Origin of the sequence: Chlorogloeopsis fritschii PCC 6912, assembly GCF_000317285.1 — a bacterium.
GTDB classification, from domain to species: Bacteria; Cyanobacteriota; Cyanobacteriia; order Cyanobacteriales; family Nostocaceae; genus Chlorogloeopsis; species Chlorogloeopsis fritschii.
Genome location: NZ_AJLN01000037.1, coordinates 19,450 through 34,911, shown reverse-complemented (window position 1 = coordinate 34,911; position 15,462 = coordinate 19,450). Strand labels below are relative to the sequence as shown.

At 39.2% G+C, this 15,462-nt stretch carries 15 protein-coding genes and 1 pseudogene; 8 read left to right on the top strand and 8 right to left on the bottom strand.

Annotated elements, in window-relative coordinates:
• From UYC_RS0102455 to UYC_RS0102445, 3 genes are all read left to right on the top strand, one after another.
• Entirely contained in the window at positions 1-645 is a 645-nt protein-coding gene (locus UYC_RS0102455; protein WP_016873052.1) for a class I SAM-dependent methyltransferase, read from the top strand.
• 206 nt (positions 646-851) lie between these two features.
• A complete protein-coding gene (locus UYC_RS0102450) occupies positions 852-1,364 on the top strand; it encodes a hypothetical protein (RefSeq protein WP_016873051.1) in 513 nt (170 codons plus the stop codon).
• A gap of 94 nt (positions 1,365-1,458) precedes the next feature.
• Positions 1,459-2,346 (top strand): hypothetical protein, encoded by an 888-nt coding sequence (locus tag UYC_RS0102445; RefSeq protein ID WP_016873050.1) that lies wholly within the window; start codon positions 1,459-1,461, stop codon positions 2,344-2,346.
• Positions 2,347-2,583: 237 nt separating this feature from the next.
• Here the strand turns inward: UYC_RS0102445 and UYC_RS0102440 are convergent, their stop codons facing one another.
• From UYC_RS0102440 to UYC_RS0102420, 5 genes are all read right to left on the bottom strand, one after another.
• Entirely contained in the window at positions 2,584-3,978 is a 1,395-nt protein-coding gene (locus UYC_RS0102440; RefSeq protein ID WP_016873049.1) for a hypothetical protein, read from the bottom strand.
• Between the two features lie 366 nt (positions 3,979-4,344).
• Positions 4,345-5,070 (bottom strand): hypothetical protein, encoded by a 726-nt coding sequence (locus tag UYC_RS0102435; RefSeq protein ID WP_016873048.1) that lies wholly within the window; start codon positions 5,068-5,070, stop codon positions 4,345-4,347.
• Positions 5,071-5,253: 183 nt separating this feature from the next.
• A complete protein-coding gene (gene rpsU, locus UYC_RS0102430) occupies positions 5,254-5,448 on the bottom strand; it encodes a 30S ribosomal protein S21 (RefSeq protein WP_016873047.1) in 195 nt (64 codons plus the stop codon).
• A gap of 123 nt (positions 5,449-5,571) precedes the next feature.
• Positions 5,572-5,883, bottom strand: coding sequence for an RNA recognition motif domain-containing protein (locus tag UYC_RS0102425; protein WP_016873046.1), 312 nt, complete (start codon positions 5,881-5,883; stop codon positions 5,572-5,574).
• Between the two features lie 146 nt (positions 5,884-6,029).
• A complete protein-coding gene (locus UYC_RS0102420) occupies positions 6,030-7,667 on the bottom strand; it encodes a hypothetical protein (RefSeq protein ID WP_016873045.1) in 1,638 nt (545 codons plus the stop codon).
• Positions 7,668-7,769: 102 nt separating this feature from the next.
• Here UYC_RS0102420 and UYC_RS0102415 point away from each other — a divergent pair, with 102 nt between their 5' ends.
• Together UYC_RS0102415 and UYC_RS0102410 are read left to right on the top strand one after the other, a co-directional pair.
• Positions 7,770-8,369, top strand: coding sequence for an NAD(P)-dependent oxidoreductase (locus tag UYC_RS0102415; protein ID WP_235082867.1), 600 nt, complete (start codon positions 7,770-7,772; stop codon positions 8,367-8,369).
• 2 nt (positions 8,370-8,371) lie between these two features.
• Entirely contained in the window at positions 8,372-9,001 is a 630-nt protein-coding gene (locus tag UYC_RS0102410) for a class I SAM-dependent methyltransferase (RefSeq protein ID WP_026087331.1), read from the top strand.
• 20 nt (positions 9,002-9,021) lie between these two features.
• On the opposite strand, the pseudogene UYC_RS0102405 reads toward UYC_RS0102410, so the two are convergent.
• The 3 genes and pseudogenes from UYC_RS0102405 to UYC_RS0102385 all read right to left on the bottom strand — a co-directional run bounded on the left by UYC_RS0102405 (position 9,022) and on the right by UYC_RS0102385 (position 12,119).
• Positions 9,022-9,687 (bottom strand): annotated as a pseudogene (locus tag UYC_RS0102405) (class I SAM-dependent methyltransferase).
• Positions 9,688-9,923: 236 nt separating this feature from the next.
• A complete protein-coding gene (locus UYC_RS0102395) occupies positions 9,924-10,199 on the bottom strand; it encodes a hypothetical protein (RefSeq protein ID WP_016873040.1) in 276 nt (91 codons plus the stop codon).
• Between the two features lie 960 nt (positions 10,200-11,159).
• Positions 11,160-12,119, bottom strand: a complete 960-nt coding sequence (locus UYC_RS0102385) for a glycosyltransferase family 2 protein (RefSeq protein WP_016873038.1) — start codon at positions 12,117-12,119, stop codon at positions 11,160-11,162.
• Between the two features lie 384 nt (positions 12,120-12,503).
• On the opposite strand from UYC_RS0102385, the gene UYC_RS0102380 reads away from it, so the two are divergent.
• The 3 genes from UYC_RS0102380 (at position 12,504) to UYC_RS0102370 (ending at position 15,333) form a co-directional block, all read left to right on the top strand.
• Positions 12,504-13,211: a response regulator gene (locus tag UYC_RS0102380; protein WP_016873037.1), complete on the top strand. Its 708-nt coding sequence runs from the start codon at positions 12,504-12,506 to the stop codon at positions 13,209-13,211.
• Between the two features lie 59 nt (positions 13,212-13,270).
• A complete protein-coding gene (locus UYC_RS0102375) occupies positions 13,271-14,311 on the top strand; it encodes a sensor histidine kinase (RefSeq protein ID WP_016873036.1) in 1,041 nt (346 codons plus the stop codon).
• A gap of 116 nt (positions 14,312-14,427) precedes the next feature.
• The gene (locus UYC_RS0102370; RefSeq protein ID WP_016873035.1) at positions 14,428-15,333 is read left to right on the top strand and encodes a S1C family serine protease; all 906 of its coding nucleotides are present in this window, start codon (positions 14,428-14,430) and stop codon (positions 15,331-15,333) included.
• The last annotated feature ends 129 nt before the right edge of the window (positions 15,334-15,462 follow it).

The window sequence follows — 15,462 nt, the reverse complement described above, 5'->3', positions numbered from 1 at the left end:
ATGCTGCTAAAACCAGATCAACGTAATAAGTTAGACACAAGCGACGACAAACTGTTTTATTCTTTTCCACGCTTTGTCACTCATGTGGATGAAGGGTTTATTCAACAGCTAACGGATTTATATCGCCAGCGTCTGCAACCCAACACTCGTATTCTTGATATCATGAGTAGTTGGGTATCTCATTTGCCAGAAGAAATGGAGTTTGCCCATGTTGAAGGACACGGACTCAATGCTGAAGAACTAGCACGCAATCCTCGCTTAAATCATTATTTCGTACAAGACCTCAACGCAAATCCTAAATTACCACTCCAAGATCAAGATTTTGATGCCGTTCTCAACTGTGTCTCTGTGCAATACTTACAATATCCTGAGGCAGTCTTTTCCGAGATCCACCGCGTTCTGAAACCGGGTGGTGTGGCAATAATTAGCTTCTCTAACCGAATGTTTTTTCAAAAGGCGATTCAAGCGTGGCGCGATGGTTCAGAAGCAACTAGAGTTGAATTAGTCAAAAGCTATTTTCAGTTACATCCTGGATTTACTACCCCAGAAGTGATTATTCGTACAAGTCAGCTTGCTAATTTTTTTCAATGGTTTGGTGGTGGTGGAGATCCATTCTATGCGGCGATCGCTTATCGCAGTCACTAAACATAACGGTTTAGCAGCTTAACATTACAACACTCTAGAAGTGTTATTAAAAAGTGAATTTTCTGATATTGACCGATCAAAACGCTGATAATTGCCTTGAAGAGAATCTGAAGGATTAAAAAAAAGTGTGAAATAATTTTTACTGATTAATTTCAGTATAGCTGACTTCACTCTTTATCTCAGTTCAGCATTAACAGGAGCCAAGCATGAATTTTCTTCGTGTTCGTAGGATTTTTGCAGTTGTTTTATTGTCATTATTATTACTGACAACAGCTTGCACTCCCAAAGAACCCGGACGCTTTGATCAAGTGCAGCAGGAAAGCAGCCGACAAAAAGCAGGTCAAGCCGTTGCTAAAAATGCTACTCAGGGTGGCGAATTTAATAAATTTTTCCCACCGGCGGGAAATGGTTATGAACGTGTATTCACTCAAGAGAAAAAGGGTTTTGCTGAAGCCAAGTTGAAAAAAGACGGCAAAGATATGGCTATGCTGGCTATTTCTGATACCACAAGCACACCAACAACAGCAGCTAGCTATGCAAACAGCACTAAAAAAATTGCAGGTTATCCAGCGCGGGAAATTGGCAATACACAAACAGCAGTACTGGTAAACAATCGCTACCAAGTAAAAGTGCTTTCCCGCTCACCATCATTTACAGCCAGCGATCGCGAAGCTTGGCTCCAAAAATTTAATCTCAACGGGCTAGCACGACTGAAATAAAAGATTGTCCTCAGTCATCTGTTATTTGTCATTAGCGAAGAACACATGACCAATGACCAATGACAAATGACTAAATATAAATAAGGAGATTTTTGTGAGTAAACCAATATTTGAGTTGGTTGATGAGTTGCCAACCAGTAGCTTAACTGTTTCAATGCTTAACTCTCTAGATTTTGTCGCTCCTGGCGAGTGGCAAAACGTAGTTGGTTTTGTCAACACTATTAAAACCGTGACTGGCGAAACCGACGATAGTCTAATTCAGGCGATCGGCGAGCGGGCAATATATCTCTACAACGATCACTCTCAAGGATATCAACGGGCAATGTGGCTGTATCAAACTGTTGATAGTACAGATAAAGCTCTTGGTGCGGCGGCTTTAGCTAACAAGGTAGGAGAAAAAGTTCCTTTGTTAGGCTTTCTCAATGCTGTTACTCCCAAACCAGACAAAGCTCAAACTATTGATTTATGCTTGAAATTAGTAGCGGAGTTAGTAGCATTTTGTCATATTAACGGCATTCCCGGAGATAGCATCGGAGACTTTGTTGCTTCTTTGGGTGAGTATAGCGGCGAGTCATTAATCCGCATGGTAGCGCTGGTTTGTGTCGATGGTTTGATACCCCTTGGCCCTGACTTTATCAGTAAAGGTCTATCTTTGATCAGCCAGACAAGCCCACAAGAGTTAGAGCAAAACTCAACTTTTAAGAGCATTCAAGATGCAATTCCAGGAAATAATCCTGCTGGTAAATTGAATTTTATCGGCGAAAGCTTTGACTCAGTTAAAGGTTGGATGAGCGGTTTAGTTGCTTCGCGTGATTTAACGCCTCAAAAGGTAGTTCACCATTTGCAAAACTTTGTCGAAGTTAGCGATGACAAATTAGATTACCTAGCTGCATTCTTAGATGTGGCAACAAATTATTATGAACATACAGGCACGCAAACTCTAGCACGTCGATTAATTGAACGGGCTGTAGCTGAAATTTAGTCTGATAAATTAGTATAGATAATTAGTAGTAGAAAATATTACTAATTATCTTTTTTGATGTGAGCCTCCAACTAGCAGCGAGTGCCACTAGTAACAAATGAAAGAAATACCTTCTTCCCTCATATCCCCTTTCCTGTTCTCTGTATTTATTGAGAGAACAATCAGCTAAAAATCAGAAGTTAGCTTAACCAGTTCCTAAGCGGATGAATCTCGAATGAAGTTAGTTTTGAGTTGTTTCTAAGCTAATTCTTTCAAGCCTTTGACAAAATCTATAAAGCTTTTGGTAACACCTAATTTTAGATAACTATCAATTCCAAGAAGTAACCAAGAGATGGAAAGTAAAAATAGTAATTCATAATTAGGTTTAATATGTAGAAAATTTTCTAGATTTGGTAACACCATAAGACATACTAAAACTATTAGAGGTATCATAAAACCGATGCCTTGTATTAGGTATATTAACTTCCCTCCTTTTTTTGTCTTGAGTGGTGTTGGTTCTACAGAAACTATCTGAAACTCAGGAAACAAAATATTAAAATTTCCATAGTATCCTGTAATAAATATACCAGCAAGTTTGTAAAAGTCATTTCGCAAATTTGGCAAAGTACTTTCCGTAGGAATAAATAACAGTTTTCCCTTTTCTCTAATCAATTCAGAAATATTGATAAAATGCTGCGAGATGCTATAGTTTTTATAAGGGTATTTAAAAGGTATTAGTCTTGTCAAATAAGCTAAACGCTCTGTCCTATAAATCATTGACTCCCTTGCAATCGGTTCAGTTAATGCATTATCTCTAGCTAATTCAAATAAAATTCTTAGTATCTCTACCAAGGCAGTAGATTCACAATATTCTACGTCTCTTATTCTCGAAAGAATTCTTATGGGAATCACTGTTAAGACATTAATTAAAAATATCAATAGAAATACAAATAAAATTAAAAACAAAAAATATATCAAAATATTCGGAATATAGGATGTAGGGATGAGCTTGTAAAGTATACTAATTACTAAAGTATATATTTGATTAATATATGGAGTTAACTGGTTTATGAAGACTAATAAACACAATATGGTATATATAAAAGTTAAAATGTACAACAATTCATAAAAACAGTTTTTATTTTTTATCCCATTGAACAAACTGTTCATTCTTGTCTCGTAGTCTTCCATGTCAAGACTTTTCAAAATTCTTAATCCAATTTCATCCAATTCTGATAATATAATACCCTCAGAAAAACCAATAAATATTATGCCTGTAATTAGTCTTTTGATAAATAGCCAACTTCCATCTATAAATTCTTCTAGTTGCCATAAACAATAGTTAAGCTGTTGCCAAATCTTTCTAATTAGAGATTTTAACTTTGTTTCTGGTAGATGAGAAGTTTTTTTAGCAACAAATAAAAGAAGTTGATAACGAATTTTTCCTATAAAATTTTTCGCTATTGTATTTTCATTACCCATTCCCAAATTTAGTTTATCAAACACCCAAGGAAGAATTGGGGATGGTAAATCTGCACCTACAAATCTAGTTAGTCTTAATCTAATTACATAGATAGATTTAATGACAGGAATTTCATCTGCAAACAACAGATGATCTAAACTAGGCTTTTTATATGTAACATCAGAAAACATTTTTATACCAAAATTTAATATTAGTAGCAGTTCTTCAATTTGAATAAATCTTTAAAAATATTTCAGAATGAAACACCTTACTGCAAATGCTTATAGCCCTCAGGTTTTCAAGGGTGCAATTTTAACGTAAAAAAGACTTGAGAATTCAATGTACTATTTACTCGCTATCAAGACCATAAAATATCTCGGTCTCGATAGGAGATAAATCACATATTTTGTAATATAGATAACTTTTACTATAAACACCAGTGTTGCTGGCAGCAAGTATAACTGCCAGCAATTGCAGGAGAAAAACTGAATAATTCGCGAATGCAACTAAACGAAATTATGACAATTGCATTTCAGAAGTCAGGTTACCATACCTGACTACGGCAATCGCAAATTTGCAGCGATCGCGTGCAGATAAGGTTCAAAAATCGCCAAATTTTCCAGTTTATCGAACTTGCCTGTTTTTAAGCTTGGATTAAAAGCAGTTTTAATCACATAAAGATTCTTACCATCAAAGGCAACATAACCGAGATGGTGTTCTTGTACTCCACCTTGTACCTTCAATCCAGTAAAACCATAACTCAATCCTTGAAGCTTACCAACCTGAACTTTTTGCGGGGGATGGGTTGAAAAACCAATGCGATTACCGTAACTACCTTGACGTTCTTTTGCTAAAAATGTGTAATAGTCATTAACCCAAGCATTCAATGCTGTTGATACCTGAATTTGGTACTGAGGATTTTGATAATCCACATTCTTATCAGGTTCAATTCCAGCTTTACGCAGTTGATTTTGAAAATTCTGTTGTTTGTCTAGCGGATAAACTCTCATCTCCACCGTACCCAAACGCCTTCCGTTGGCAGATACACACATTAAAGGTGCATTGCCATCACAAGCAGCAACCTGCCAACCTGTAGGAGAAGTCGTTTGATCCAAAATATTCTTCCAAATATTACCCTGATTTGATTTTGGTGTGAGAGAAGAAGTCTGAGGCTGTTGTGGCATACCATTTGTTTTAGATAGGCGCGGACTAACAACCTTTATTCCCAACGGTAGTAACAATAGTAAAGCACCACCGAGTAAAACATGATAAAGTCGTAGCATTTTCTCGTCAATAGCACAGCAAGAGCCTAGTAATTAACAGTATCAGCAAAAGTTTGCGAGCACACTCCTTCATACATCCTGTATTGCTGAGATTCCGTAAAGAAAATCTTGTTACTACCGAATCGATGAGTAGTAAAGCACCGATTGAAGCCAAGACAAACAGTAGATGAGCTTTATGTATGTTTATCTGTAGCGAGAACCGTTTCTCGAACGTTGCTTGCGTCTAGCAACAGCTTTACGTTTTTCTTTTTGCAATGGAGTTTCAAAATGACGATTTTTTCTCAAATCTTGGAAGATACCTGCTTGAGAAACTTGGCGCTTAAATCTTCGCAACGCTGACTCAATTCCTTCGTTTTCTCCCAACACTACTTGCGTCATCACTTATTACTCCTGATGTGGGTGAATACTGAAAAGTTGATGTATATAAAAAATTCCAGCAGACTCAAGTGATTTATTGTGAGCTGCTGGAGACTCTAGATGTGAATTTTTTTATCAAAAATTTTAATAGCGACGATTATTGCGGTTATTATTACCAAAGTTACCATCTGAATAACTTCTTTGATTTCTATCCTGGCGTGGTCTGGCTTTATTAACCTTCATATTGCGTCCCATCCATTCCGCGCCATCCAGTGCTTCAATCGCCGCTGTTTCTTGTGACTCTGTATCCATTTCTACAAAAGCGAAACCACGTAGACGTCCAGTTACCCTATCCATTGGTACTTGAACGCTCTTAACTTTTCCGTACTCGCCAAAAACCCCCCTAAGGTCTTCTTCTGTAACCTCATAGGATAAGTTACCGATATAAATCGACATAGTCATCTCCGCAATCAGCAAAATGTAGAGTTAGATTCGGAGAGACGCTTTTAAGTGTTAAAACCAATTTCTCAACCGAAAATAAATCCTGTAATAGGAGTATAGCAAAAAATCCAAATCAACACATTCAAGAGCAGCAATAGCTTCTAGCGGAGGGTGGGTAATTGTGGGCTTTGATGAACGCTGATTTTTGCAGGAGGTTTTCCGGAGTTGCGAACATTGATGATCTTGCCGAGTAGTTCAAACCAAAAAGGCGCACCCATGGCGATCGCCAATCCACTAACAACCCAACCCAAAAAGCTTCTCATCGGTGGGAACAACCAATTCTTGCTTTCTTGAGCTTGCTGCCTGAGGTTAGTTTCATCTCGCCCGATTGGTAATGGGATTGTCTGGTTTACTTCCTGTCGGAAACATTCTAGTGTACCTGAATTAGTTGATGAGCCAAGGCAGGCTTGAGTAGTTAATTCTCCGTTTCTGACCAGCATATCGCGCAGAGCAGAGTCTGTCCTCAGGCGATTCACAATATGAAAGGTGTCTACGTTCAGAATAATGGCAAGCAAAAAGCCGATCGCAAAAGCAACTCCTTTGGCATTGCGTTTGTAAACACCCGATGCTCGCTCCATCGAACGATCAAACCAAACTTGAATTTCGGTTTGGAATTGATGAATTTCTTCTGCTATGGCTTGTTCCTGAGCTTGAGCACGTTTGAGATTAACTTGAGCACGTCTTGCCAAAGCCGCAAAGCTCTCTCGTACAGAATCAGGTAGGCGATCGCGAATTTTGATAATTTCTTGTTCGATTGCCTGGTATGCTTTATAAATTTCATCGTTGTTGTCGAGGTTGCAAAATTCCTCTTTGAAGGATTTGTAAGCCTCGCTCATCCGATCCACTTTGCTCTTTTTATCTTTAACTTCACCTACCAAAAGTTCTAGAATTTGGGCAAGACTGGGCTGCAACCGCCGGATCAACTCATCCGTATTGTTGTAATGATCGTTGTGGTAACTAGGATTACCTTGATAGAAAATAGCATTTTTGAGGGATTTGATTTGGGTAATAAAAATGGGAACTTCAGGATCGCCTGTTTGCTCATAAGTGGCGTAATTTTGAACAGAGCTTGGTGCCAGCAGTTGAGATGTGGCAATAAATGAATCGAGTTCATCCCTGATTCGGTTTACACTGGTCAGTAAAGTTGCTTTTGAGCTACAAAAATCCGCACGAATGTTATTAATTCTCTGCTTCAAACTCTCAGCCTCGTTTTTTAAGGTGTAGCGAGTTTCCTCAGTGATTTGCAGATTTCCATCATTGATATAGCTCTCTATTTTGAGAATGATTTCCTCTTTAATCATTTTCTGGAGGTTGAGAGCTGTCATATTCTGAGCTAATTGGGGAAGATTAAGTCTCTCTAGCAAGGTAGTTGCAAAGGTTTCGGAGGGCATATACGAAGGCTCATTGCCCTTAAGAGTAATTTGGTGGCTTTTTCTACCAAAGATGACAATAGATCGAATTAAGTGACGCAACCATGCCTCAACACCCTCTTTAGATTCTTGACTGATATTTTTGATTAAAGGGTTATCGTAAAGCTCTTGAACAATTTCCTTAACTTGGTGAGCGTTTTTTGTTCCTTCGCCACCAGTCAACATAATTTCAATCGACTTCTTCAGATGAGCCGCCCGCCATTGTAACACAGTAGCTAACAACTCTTGAATTTCAGAAGCTAATAAGCTCAAGATTAGATAGATGAAAATTAAGGCGATCGCAACATCTAGAACAAAAGATATATTCATCTATCAACCACTCCACTATGTATTAAGCGTATAAGCTCTTTTTTTACGCTAATATACTGAGCTTAAATATACTTTTTTATACTTTTAATTAAACTTAAAGTTTTGAGAACGATCGTACCTTCCCTGCTCACTGCCCCTACGGCTGAACTCACAGTTGGGTTAATAATTGGATTAGCACGTCGGATGCTAGAAGGCGATCGCCTGATTCGCACAAATCGCTTTGTTGGTTGGCAACCTCAGTTATACAGTATGAGATTGGCAAATCGCACACAGGGAATTGTGGGCATGGGTGTATTGGGAAAAGCACTTGCCCAAAGCCTGTCAGGATTTGAAATGCAACTGCTCTACTGCGATCCTGTTGCTTTACCTGAGGGGCAAGAGCTAGCCTGGGGTTTATCAAAGGTATCTTTAGCGCTGATGGAATGGTGGAATCATCGCCCTGGCTTTACAGTTCAACTTTGGCAAAGTGAAGAACTAGTATTAATAGTGCCACCATATCATCATTATCCTTTGGGAGTTTCAATAGTGCTGTCAAAATCAGTTACTCAAGAAGTTCAAGCAGGTATACTACAAGCAATTCCGATTCATGTGGATGGCAAGCCTTTATGCAAAGAACTGTTTATCATTTGGCGCAGTGGTTTATCTGCTAATCATCCATCTCATCGGTTTGCACAGATGTTGTTACATGAAGCGAAAAACTGATCATGATGGAAACTAAAGTTAGCCAGCAATATAACCAGATGGCGAGCGTCTACGATCGCCGTTGGAGTGGGTATATTTTAAATACGCTATTGTTCCTCAAAAATTGGGCACAGATACCACCATCAGCAACTGTGTTAGATGTTGGCTGTGGAACTGGGGAGTTTGAAAAGATTGTACTAGCTGAAAATCCAACTCAACATATGGTTGGGGTGGATATTTCCCAGAAAATGTTAGCAATAGCTCAAAACAAGTGTCATGAGTATACTAACGTCTCTTTTCAAACTGCTTCTGTCTTACAACTGCCTTTTGCAGATGATAGTTTTGATGTAATTGTCTCTGCCAGTGCCTTTCACTACTTTGATGCCCCCGATGCAGCGCTGACAGAAATGAAACGAGTTCTCAAACCTGATGGTTGCGTGGTAATCTTGGATTGGTGCAGAGATTATTTTTTGTGTCAGGTTTGCGATATATTACTCAAAATTTTCGATCCTGCCTACAAGCAGTGCTACTCTCAAGCTGAATTCCATAATTTGCTTGCGGCGGCAGGATTTGAAATTCGTCGTGCGAGTAAAGTCAGATTTGGCATTGTATGGGGAATGATGATTGCTACAGCTACACCTCAGCCAAAATAACCATCAGACACGCTCCCCCACTACCCAAATAAAGGTGTTACGAAAAGTAATTGCGCCAGAAGCATCTGGTATTTCTTTGCTGTATCTTCGACTTTCTCCCGTACGGCAGTTTCTCCAACCGCATTCATCGCTGCTTGCAAAGAACCTGCCGAAGACAAAGCACGCCAGCATATATCTATGTTAGGGTAACCAAAATCACAACGAGTTTCACCCTGTTCTACAAAACGCAATCCTGAACCTTCAATCAGTGCTGCCAATACTCTGGGTGCAGAGAGTGCAAAAGGGCCGCCACCCGACGGTTTAGAAGGTAAAATACTGATTACAGCACTAAAGACATCTCTCATTTCGCAGTCTTCTGGTTTACCCCAAGAAGCGATCGCCACTCTTCCATGCAAGCGAGTTACTCTTGCCAATTCTTTAATTGCTTGCTCCATATCGCTAGCATACATAACTGAGTTGACTGCGATCGCACCGTCAAATTCCTCGTCACCGAAGGGGAGTGACTCTAAATCCGCCTATTCAAAGCGTGCCTGGGGTAATCTTTGGCGCGCGATCGCCAAAAGCGATGCGCTAGCATCAACACCTGTTAACTCACATCCAAGCTTGGCTGCTTCAATGCACGCACCACCAGATCCGCATCCAGCATCGAGAATTTTTATGCCTTCTCCAGCACGAATAGCATACAAAACATCTTGCCAAAGTGGAATAGAGGTAGCTTCTTGATAATTAGCCTAATCTTGAGCTGCTGCTCCCCATAATGCTCCCTGTATGTCAGCAGATCCCATTACTTACCTCTTTTGTAATTGGTATCATTTAGCATTCTAAAATGCTGAGAGAGGCTTGAATGCCAAGCAAAGCTTATTTTAATTAACTTGGGCAACAATAAATTAATGTATGTGTATCGAACTACTAGTAAATCCAGCTATGCCATGTGAAATACAAAACTAAACGCAGATATGGCAACAAGCACAGGAACCACTGTACTGAATTTAAATTCCTTAAGTTTAAATGTTTGTACTAAAGATATGGGAATCAGTAAAGGCCATAAAGTAGTTGTCACTACAAACATCACGAAAGATAGAAAATTTTCTGCTGGACAAGAAGCGGGATGGCGCAGAGAAAATCTTAAGTAAGTGAGAAAAAAGTAACCAGTTGTGACTAAATAACTAACAACTAAAGCCAATTGTATCTTGTTCATAGGCACTCCTCAAGTTTTTGGTCTTCAGTAAAAGAACTTATGTATGTTACCTGATTTTAAGCTTCAATAGTTGCTAGTACTATAGTTGTGTGCTTCATGGCAGCCGAGCAACAACATATTTTAGTCATTCTTTATCCCAAGTGTACAAAGCTCTCTGTGTTCCAGCCCAAACACAAATTATGGTTGAAAATGTACATATAAACGTCATATATGTTACTCTCTGTCTAAAGCTGAACCTCTTTGAGATAAATACTAATAGGATTAGTAAGGACGCTACAACAGTACTTTCACTTAATTAAGATTTATGGGAATCAGAATGTCAATTATGATGCTGGAAGAATCTTAACAAGATTCTCCCATGTTATGGTCTAAGTATAAAATTTAAAAAATCAAATTAATCAATTAATATAAAATTAATATATATGTTTGTTACAAATGTTACTCAAATACGATTTTTCTACTTTAGATGAGTGAGAAAAACAAATACTGAGAAAACAAAAACTGTGTAGTATACTTAGGCTTGTAAGTCAAGGTAAAAATTAATTTAATCTTGAGAATGCTTGGTAGGAAATAAGTAGGCGATTGTAGCCCAACCAGATAAAGTTAGTAAGCTGATCAAAAACGCAGCGAGGAAAAAAGCAAACATAAATCCAATCATAGTGATAAATTTTTGTTTCAAGCGTGCTAATGCATTTCCTCATTTCCCAGCCATACCAGAAAAATCACAAATTAGCATCCTTTGACGCTATTAATTCCACATGACGTCAACTTCTTTAATCAAAAACTAAAGATGCTATCTTTTTCCATTTCACTTTTGATTTTTATGCGATCGCCTTGAGTCCTAGCAAACGGATGCATAGGTTCAAAAGTAATTTGTGGCTTTTGTAACAAAAACAGAGGAGGAAAATTATTGGGTTTAGAATTTCTCGTATGGGTAGCTATACGAGCATTTACAAGTGTTCAATTTTCAAATTTTGATTTGCTTTGTTTGGGCAAGAAAATTAGTTTCCAAATAGATATGCTGACCAGAGTGAGGTACGGAATAATTATATTAATTACTAAAACTGGCCATTTTATTAAAGCGCCTAATAATATTTTCCAATGACTTTTTCTTCTCAGATTTTGCACAATCATCTGTCGGCAAAATCTTTGAGGATATCCAATTTCGATTAATTTATCATAAAGTTCAGGTATATAAATGTATTGCATCATGACTGTTATTTTTGGATCGCCCTCCCAAGAACTAGCATACATAGTACACTCTAAATAAGTGTCTCTAGTTACAAGTATGCTGCCATGAGCAGCACAAAATCCAGCCCAATATGCTTGAGCTACAAAATTAGTATAGGAAGTTGGCCACTTTTTTAAAGCACATTGCACTAGTTCTGTTTTATATATTGTCGCTGTCATAAACAGAACACCACCAAAGCTTTCTGTTAGATGACGTTGAAATTCATCTTTCCCATTTGGTTTCGGCTCATCGCTATCGCTATTAAACCAACGATTTACCACAATTTTATCTGTTTTTTTATTGCGACCCAAGCAGTTCAAAAACATTAATGTTATGCTTGGATTTTCTTTCAATTTTGTTACCACATAAGCTAGGGTTGTTTCTTGAATTGGATCGTCATCGCCAACTGTCCAAACATATTTACTCGTAGCAGATTGCAAACAAAGAGCTATGTTACCCATTAAGCCTATATTGACGCTATTTTTATGGGCTTTAAATTTAGTATTACTGAAAACTGGCTGCCATTTTTGAATTATTTCTTGTGTATTATCTGTTGAACAGTTATCAGAAATGATGATTTCACATTCAGACTCAAAACCATTGATTGCTTTAGCTAACCATGCCAGTTGTTTATCAAGTAAATGAGCACGGTTATATGTTGGGATAGTAATTGTGATTAATTTATCCATATTTAATAAATAATTTTGTAATGAAGTACCGTCTTAATTTCCAAGATTTATGAAGACTAAACAATTCACGTTAACTCAGCCTAACAGCAGGAATTTTCAGTTATTTTATTATCTGTGAATTTACACTTATGTTTTTACAAAAATGTGAAAATACTGTGACGAATATGTGACAAATTTACAAATTTTTAGTGTTGATTACAAACTGTGTTAGTGTTGATATAGCCTCATAAAATCCATAATAGTACTGACTATTAAATAATTTTTTGTTGTCCCGCAATTTAGCTGTTGTAATTTTTTTGTAAATCTACCTGTGCTCTTTGCTAAATCTTCAAAGCATCTGTGCTTTACTGTATGATCGTCGACAGAAAAACTTTCATTAGGCTAATGGAGATTTTGATTGTTGAGGATGAGCTGGAGATTGCTCAGTTAATTCAACTGTACTTGGAAAGAGAAGGCTTTTCTTGTCGCCATTGTCGAGATGGAACAACTGCTATTCAGATGTTTCAAGAGCAAACACCTGACTTGATTATTCTGGATCTAATGATTCCGTGTTTAGACGGATTGGAAGTTTGTGCCCGCATTCGACAGCAACCAAGCTCTAAAGATCCTTACATTCTAATGTTGACAGCAAAAGGTGAGGAAATCGATCGCGTCATCGGTTTGTCTACTGGAGCAGATGACTACGTGATCAAACCCTTCAGCCCAAAAGAATTAGTCGCTCGTGTGCGAGCGCTCCTACGACGGACACTACGTCATGGGAAGCAAAGTCAGATTTATCAAACTCAACACTTTGTCATTAATCTCGAACAACGCTCTGCGAGGCGAATTCTGAGTAACAATCAATCTATTCCTTTGGATCTAACAACCTTGGAGTTTGAACTGCTAGCAACATTTATGAGCTACCCCGGTCGGGTTTGGAACCGGACTCAACTAATTGACAAGCTTTGGGGCAGTAACTTTTATGGCGATGAGCGGGTTGTTGATACCCACATTGCACGCCTAAGAAAAAAAATAGAACCAGACTCAGCTAATCCAACCTTTGTTAAAACTGTAATTGGAGTGGGTTATAAGTTTGAAGATCCAGTTATTTAGGACGAATTGTGAGTAAACTCAGCCTGCGATCGCGATTACTGTTTTCCCACATTATTGTCATGCTAGTTGGGTTAATTACTCTCCTCATTGTGGGCAGATTATTCTCGCCTCAACTGTTTGAGTTGCACTTAAAGCGTTTGGAAGGACGAGGATTTGACCTGAGTGAAATTCGCCACGATCTGATTTGGAAGTTTGAGTCAGCTTGGAGCCGGGGAGCTTGGTTATCCCTACTAATGGGTGTCACGGTGTCAGGTGGTTTGAGTTATGTTGTTGCCAGGCGCGTCGTACAACCCTTAATTCAGATGGAGAAAATTACTCAGCAATTTGCTCAGGGGAACTTAAAAGCGCGTGTGCCTGAGAGTGAAATTTTAGAGTTGAACCGCCTTGCCATCAGCTTTAACCGTATGGCATCCAACCTTGAAGACGTAGAACAGCGTCGTCGAGAACTTGTGGGAGATTTAACCCATGAACTACGTACACCATTGACTATTTTGGAGGGTTATCTTGAGGGTTTAGCAGATGGTACAATCGAATCTTCGCCAGAAATCTTTCAGAGATTAGCCGCAGAGACAACACGATTACGTCGCTTGGTTCACGATGTTCAAGAACTATCTAAGGCAGAGGCAGGATATCTACCCATCAATATTCAACCTCTCGATCTATATCCACTCCTACAATCTTTGATACAACGATTCTCAGATCAATTACTAGAAGATGGCCCTGTATTGCGTTTGGAGTGTCTGCCCAATCTGCCCTTAGTATCTGCCGATCCTGAGCGAGTTGAACAGATTATGGTCAACCTACTTGGCAATGCGTTGCGTTACACTGTCAAAGGATCTATTACAGTAAAGGTTTGGAGTGAATCTGCCAAGTTATGGATTGCAGTTATTGATACAGGTCATGGTATTAAAGCGAAGGATTTACCCTTTGTCTTTGACCGATTTTGGCGATCAGAGCGATCGCGTGCCCGCAGTCCCGGTGGTACTGGGATTGGTCTAGCTATCTCCCATCGTTTAGTTGAGTTGCAGGGAGGCGAGATTCAAGTAGAAAGTGAGCTAGATAAAGGAAGTACGTTTCGATTTTCGCTACCGTTGGCATAAAATGCTATTTTATCCCTACCCATTTTTCTAGGTAAACTTCTGCCCAATTTTCCGATGCCATTTTTAAAGATAAAACGGCAAGATCTGAGCAGCTAGAAAAAATTGTGGAAAAATTTATGTCTTCATTACTAGATTTATCTAACAGTATCGCTGCCATCGTAGAGCAAGTGGAAAACACGGTAGTAGCGATTAATACTGGTACACGAATTTCCTCTAGCGGTATCCACTGGCGTAATGGTATTATTGTCACCTCAGACGAGTCACTGCAACGCTATGACGAAATCACCGTTACCTTAGCAGGCGATCGCAAGCTGCCAGTCACACTCCTGGGGCATGATCCCAGTACGGATATTGCCGTATTTAAACTAGAAAATGCAAATATCCCAGTGGCACAAATCGGTGATGCTAAAACCCTCAAAGTTGGACATCTAGTACTGGGGTTGGCAAGAAACAGCGACGGAGACATCAGGGCTGCCATGGGTAGTGTCAGTGCAGTTAGCGGTGCTTGGCGAAGTATGAGTGGTGGTAATATCGACCAGTTTATCCGCCCAGATATCACCCTTTACCCCGGTTTTGCAGGCGGGCCACTTGTAGATGCAGCTGGTTCTGTAATGGGCATGAACACGGCGGGGCGACGCGGTACGGCTTTAACAATTCCCGCAGCTACAGTAAATCGGGTACTACAACAGTTGCTTTCGGCTGGAAGAATTGCACGGGGTTACTTGGGTGTAGGAATGCAGCCAGTACAATTACCAAAAAATTTGCAAATTGGACTCAATTTACCTGCTGCAACTGGGGTAATTGTGGTTAATGTAGAGCCAAATAGCCCTGCTGACAAAGCTGGTGTCATAATCGGAGATGTATTGGTAGCGTTTGATGGTAATCCTGTAACCGATACGGCTGATGTACTGGCACTGCTAAATAATAGCGATCGCATTGGCAAAACTGTGAAGGTGCAACTTGTCAGGGGGGGCGTGTTGACAGAATTAGCGATCGTTGTGGGCGAACGAGCAACAGAGTAAGTAGAGGGCTAGGGGCTAGGGCTAGGGACTAGGGGGATAGGAGACAGATGAGTTTAATAGTCCTGTTCCCTGCCTTTAGTGTACGCACTTCAAAAAGAGCTACTTAATTGCCAATTGACCACTAAACAT

What these genes read in the sequence shown, in the direction of transcription:
- UYC_RS0102420 (WP_016873045.1), bottom strand. Translation starts at nt 7,667, where the DNA reads ATGAATATATCTTTTGTTCTAGATGTTGCGATCGCCTTAATTTTCATC.
- UYC_RS0102380 (WP_016873037.1), top strand. Translation starts at nt 12,504, where the DNA reads ATGGAGATTTTGATTGTTGAGGATGAGCTGGAGATTGCTCAGTTAATT.
- UYC_RS0102450 (WP_016873051.1), top strand. Translation starts at nt 852, where the DNA reads ATGAATTTTCTTCGTGTTCGTAGGATTTTTGCAGTTGTTTTATTGTCA.
- rpsU (WP_016873047.1), bottom strand. Translation starts at nt 5,448, where the DNA reads ATGACGCAAGTAGTGTTGGGAGAAAACGAAGGAATTGAGTCAGCGTTG.
- UYC_RS0102375 (WP_016873036.1), top strand. Translation starts at nt 13,271, where the DNA reads ATGCTAGTTGGGTTAATTACTCTCCTCATTGTGGGCAGATTATTCTCG.
- UYC_RS0102435 (WP_016873048.1), bottom strand. Translation starts at nt 5,070, where the DNA reads ATGCTACGACTTTATCATGTTTTACTCGGTGGTGCTTTACTATTGTTA.
- UYC_RS0102425 (WP_016873046.1), bottom strand. Translation starts at nt 5,883, where the DNA reads ATGTCGATTTATATCGGTAACTTATCCTATGAGGTTACAGAAGAAGAC.
- UYC_RS0102440 (WP_016873049.1), bottom strand. Translation starts at nt 3,978, where the DNA reads ATGTTTTCTGATGTTACATATAAAAAGCCTAGTTTAGATCATCTGTTG.
- UYC_RS0102385 (WP_016873038.1), bottom strand. Translation starts at nt 12,119, where the DNA reads ATGGATAAATTAATCACAATTACTATCCCAACATATAACCGTGCTCAT.
- UYC_RS0102410 (WP_026087331.1), top strand. Translation starts at nt 8,372, where the DNA reads ATGATGGAAACTAAAGTTAGCCAGCAATATAACCAGATGGCGAGCGTC.
- UYC_RS0102395 (WP_016873040.1), bottom strand. Translation starts at nt 10,199, where the DNA reads ATGAACAAGATACAATTGGCTTTAGTTGTTAGTTATTTAGTCACAACT.
- UYC_RS0102455 (WP_016873052.1), top strand. Translation starts at nt 1, where the DNA reads ATGCTGCTAAAACCAGATCAACGTAATAAGTTAGACACAAGCGACGAC.
- UYC_RS0102370 (WP_016873035.1), top strand. Translation starts at nt 14,428, where the DNA reads ATGTCTTCATTACTAGATTTATCTAACAGTATCGCTGCCATCGTAGAG.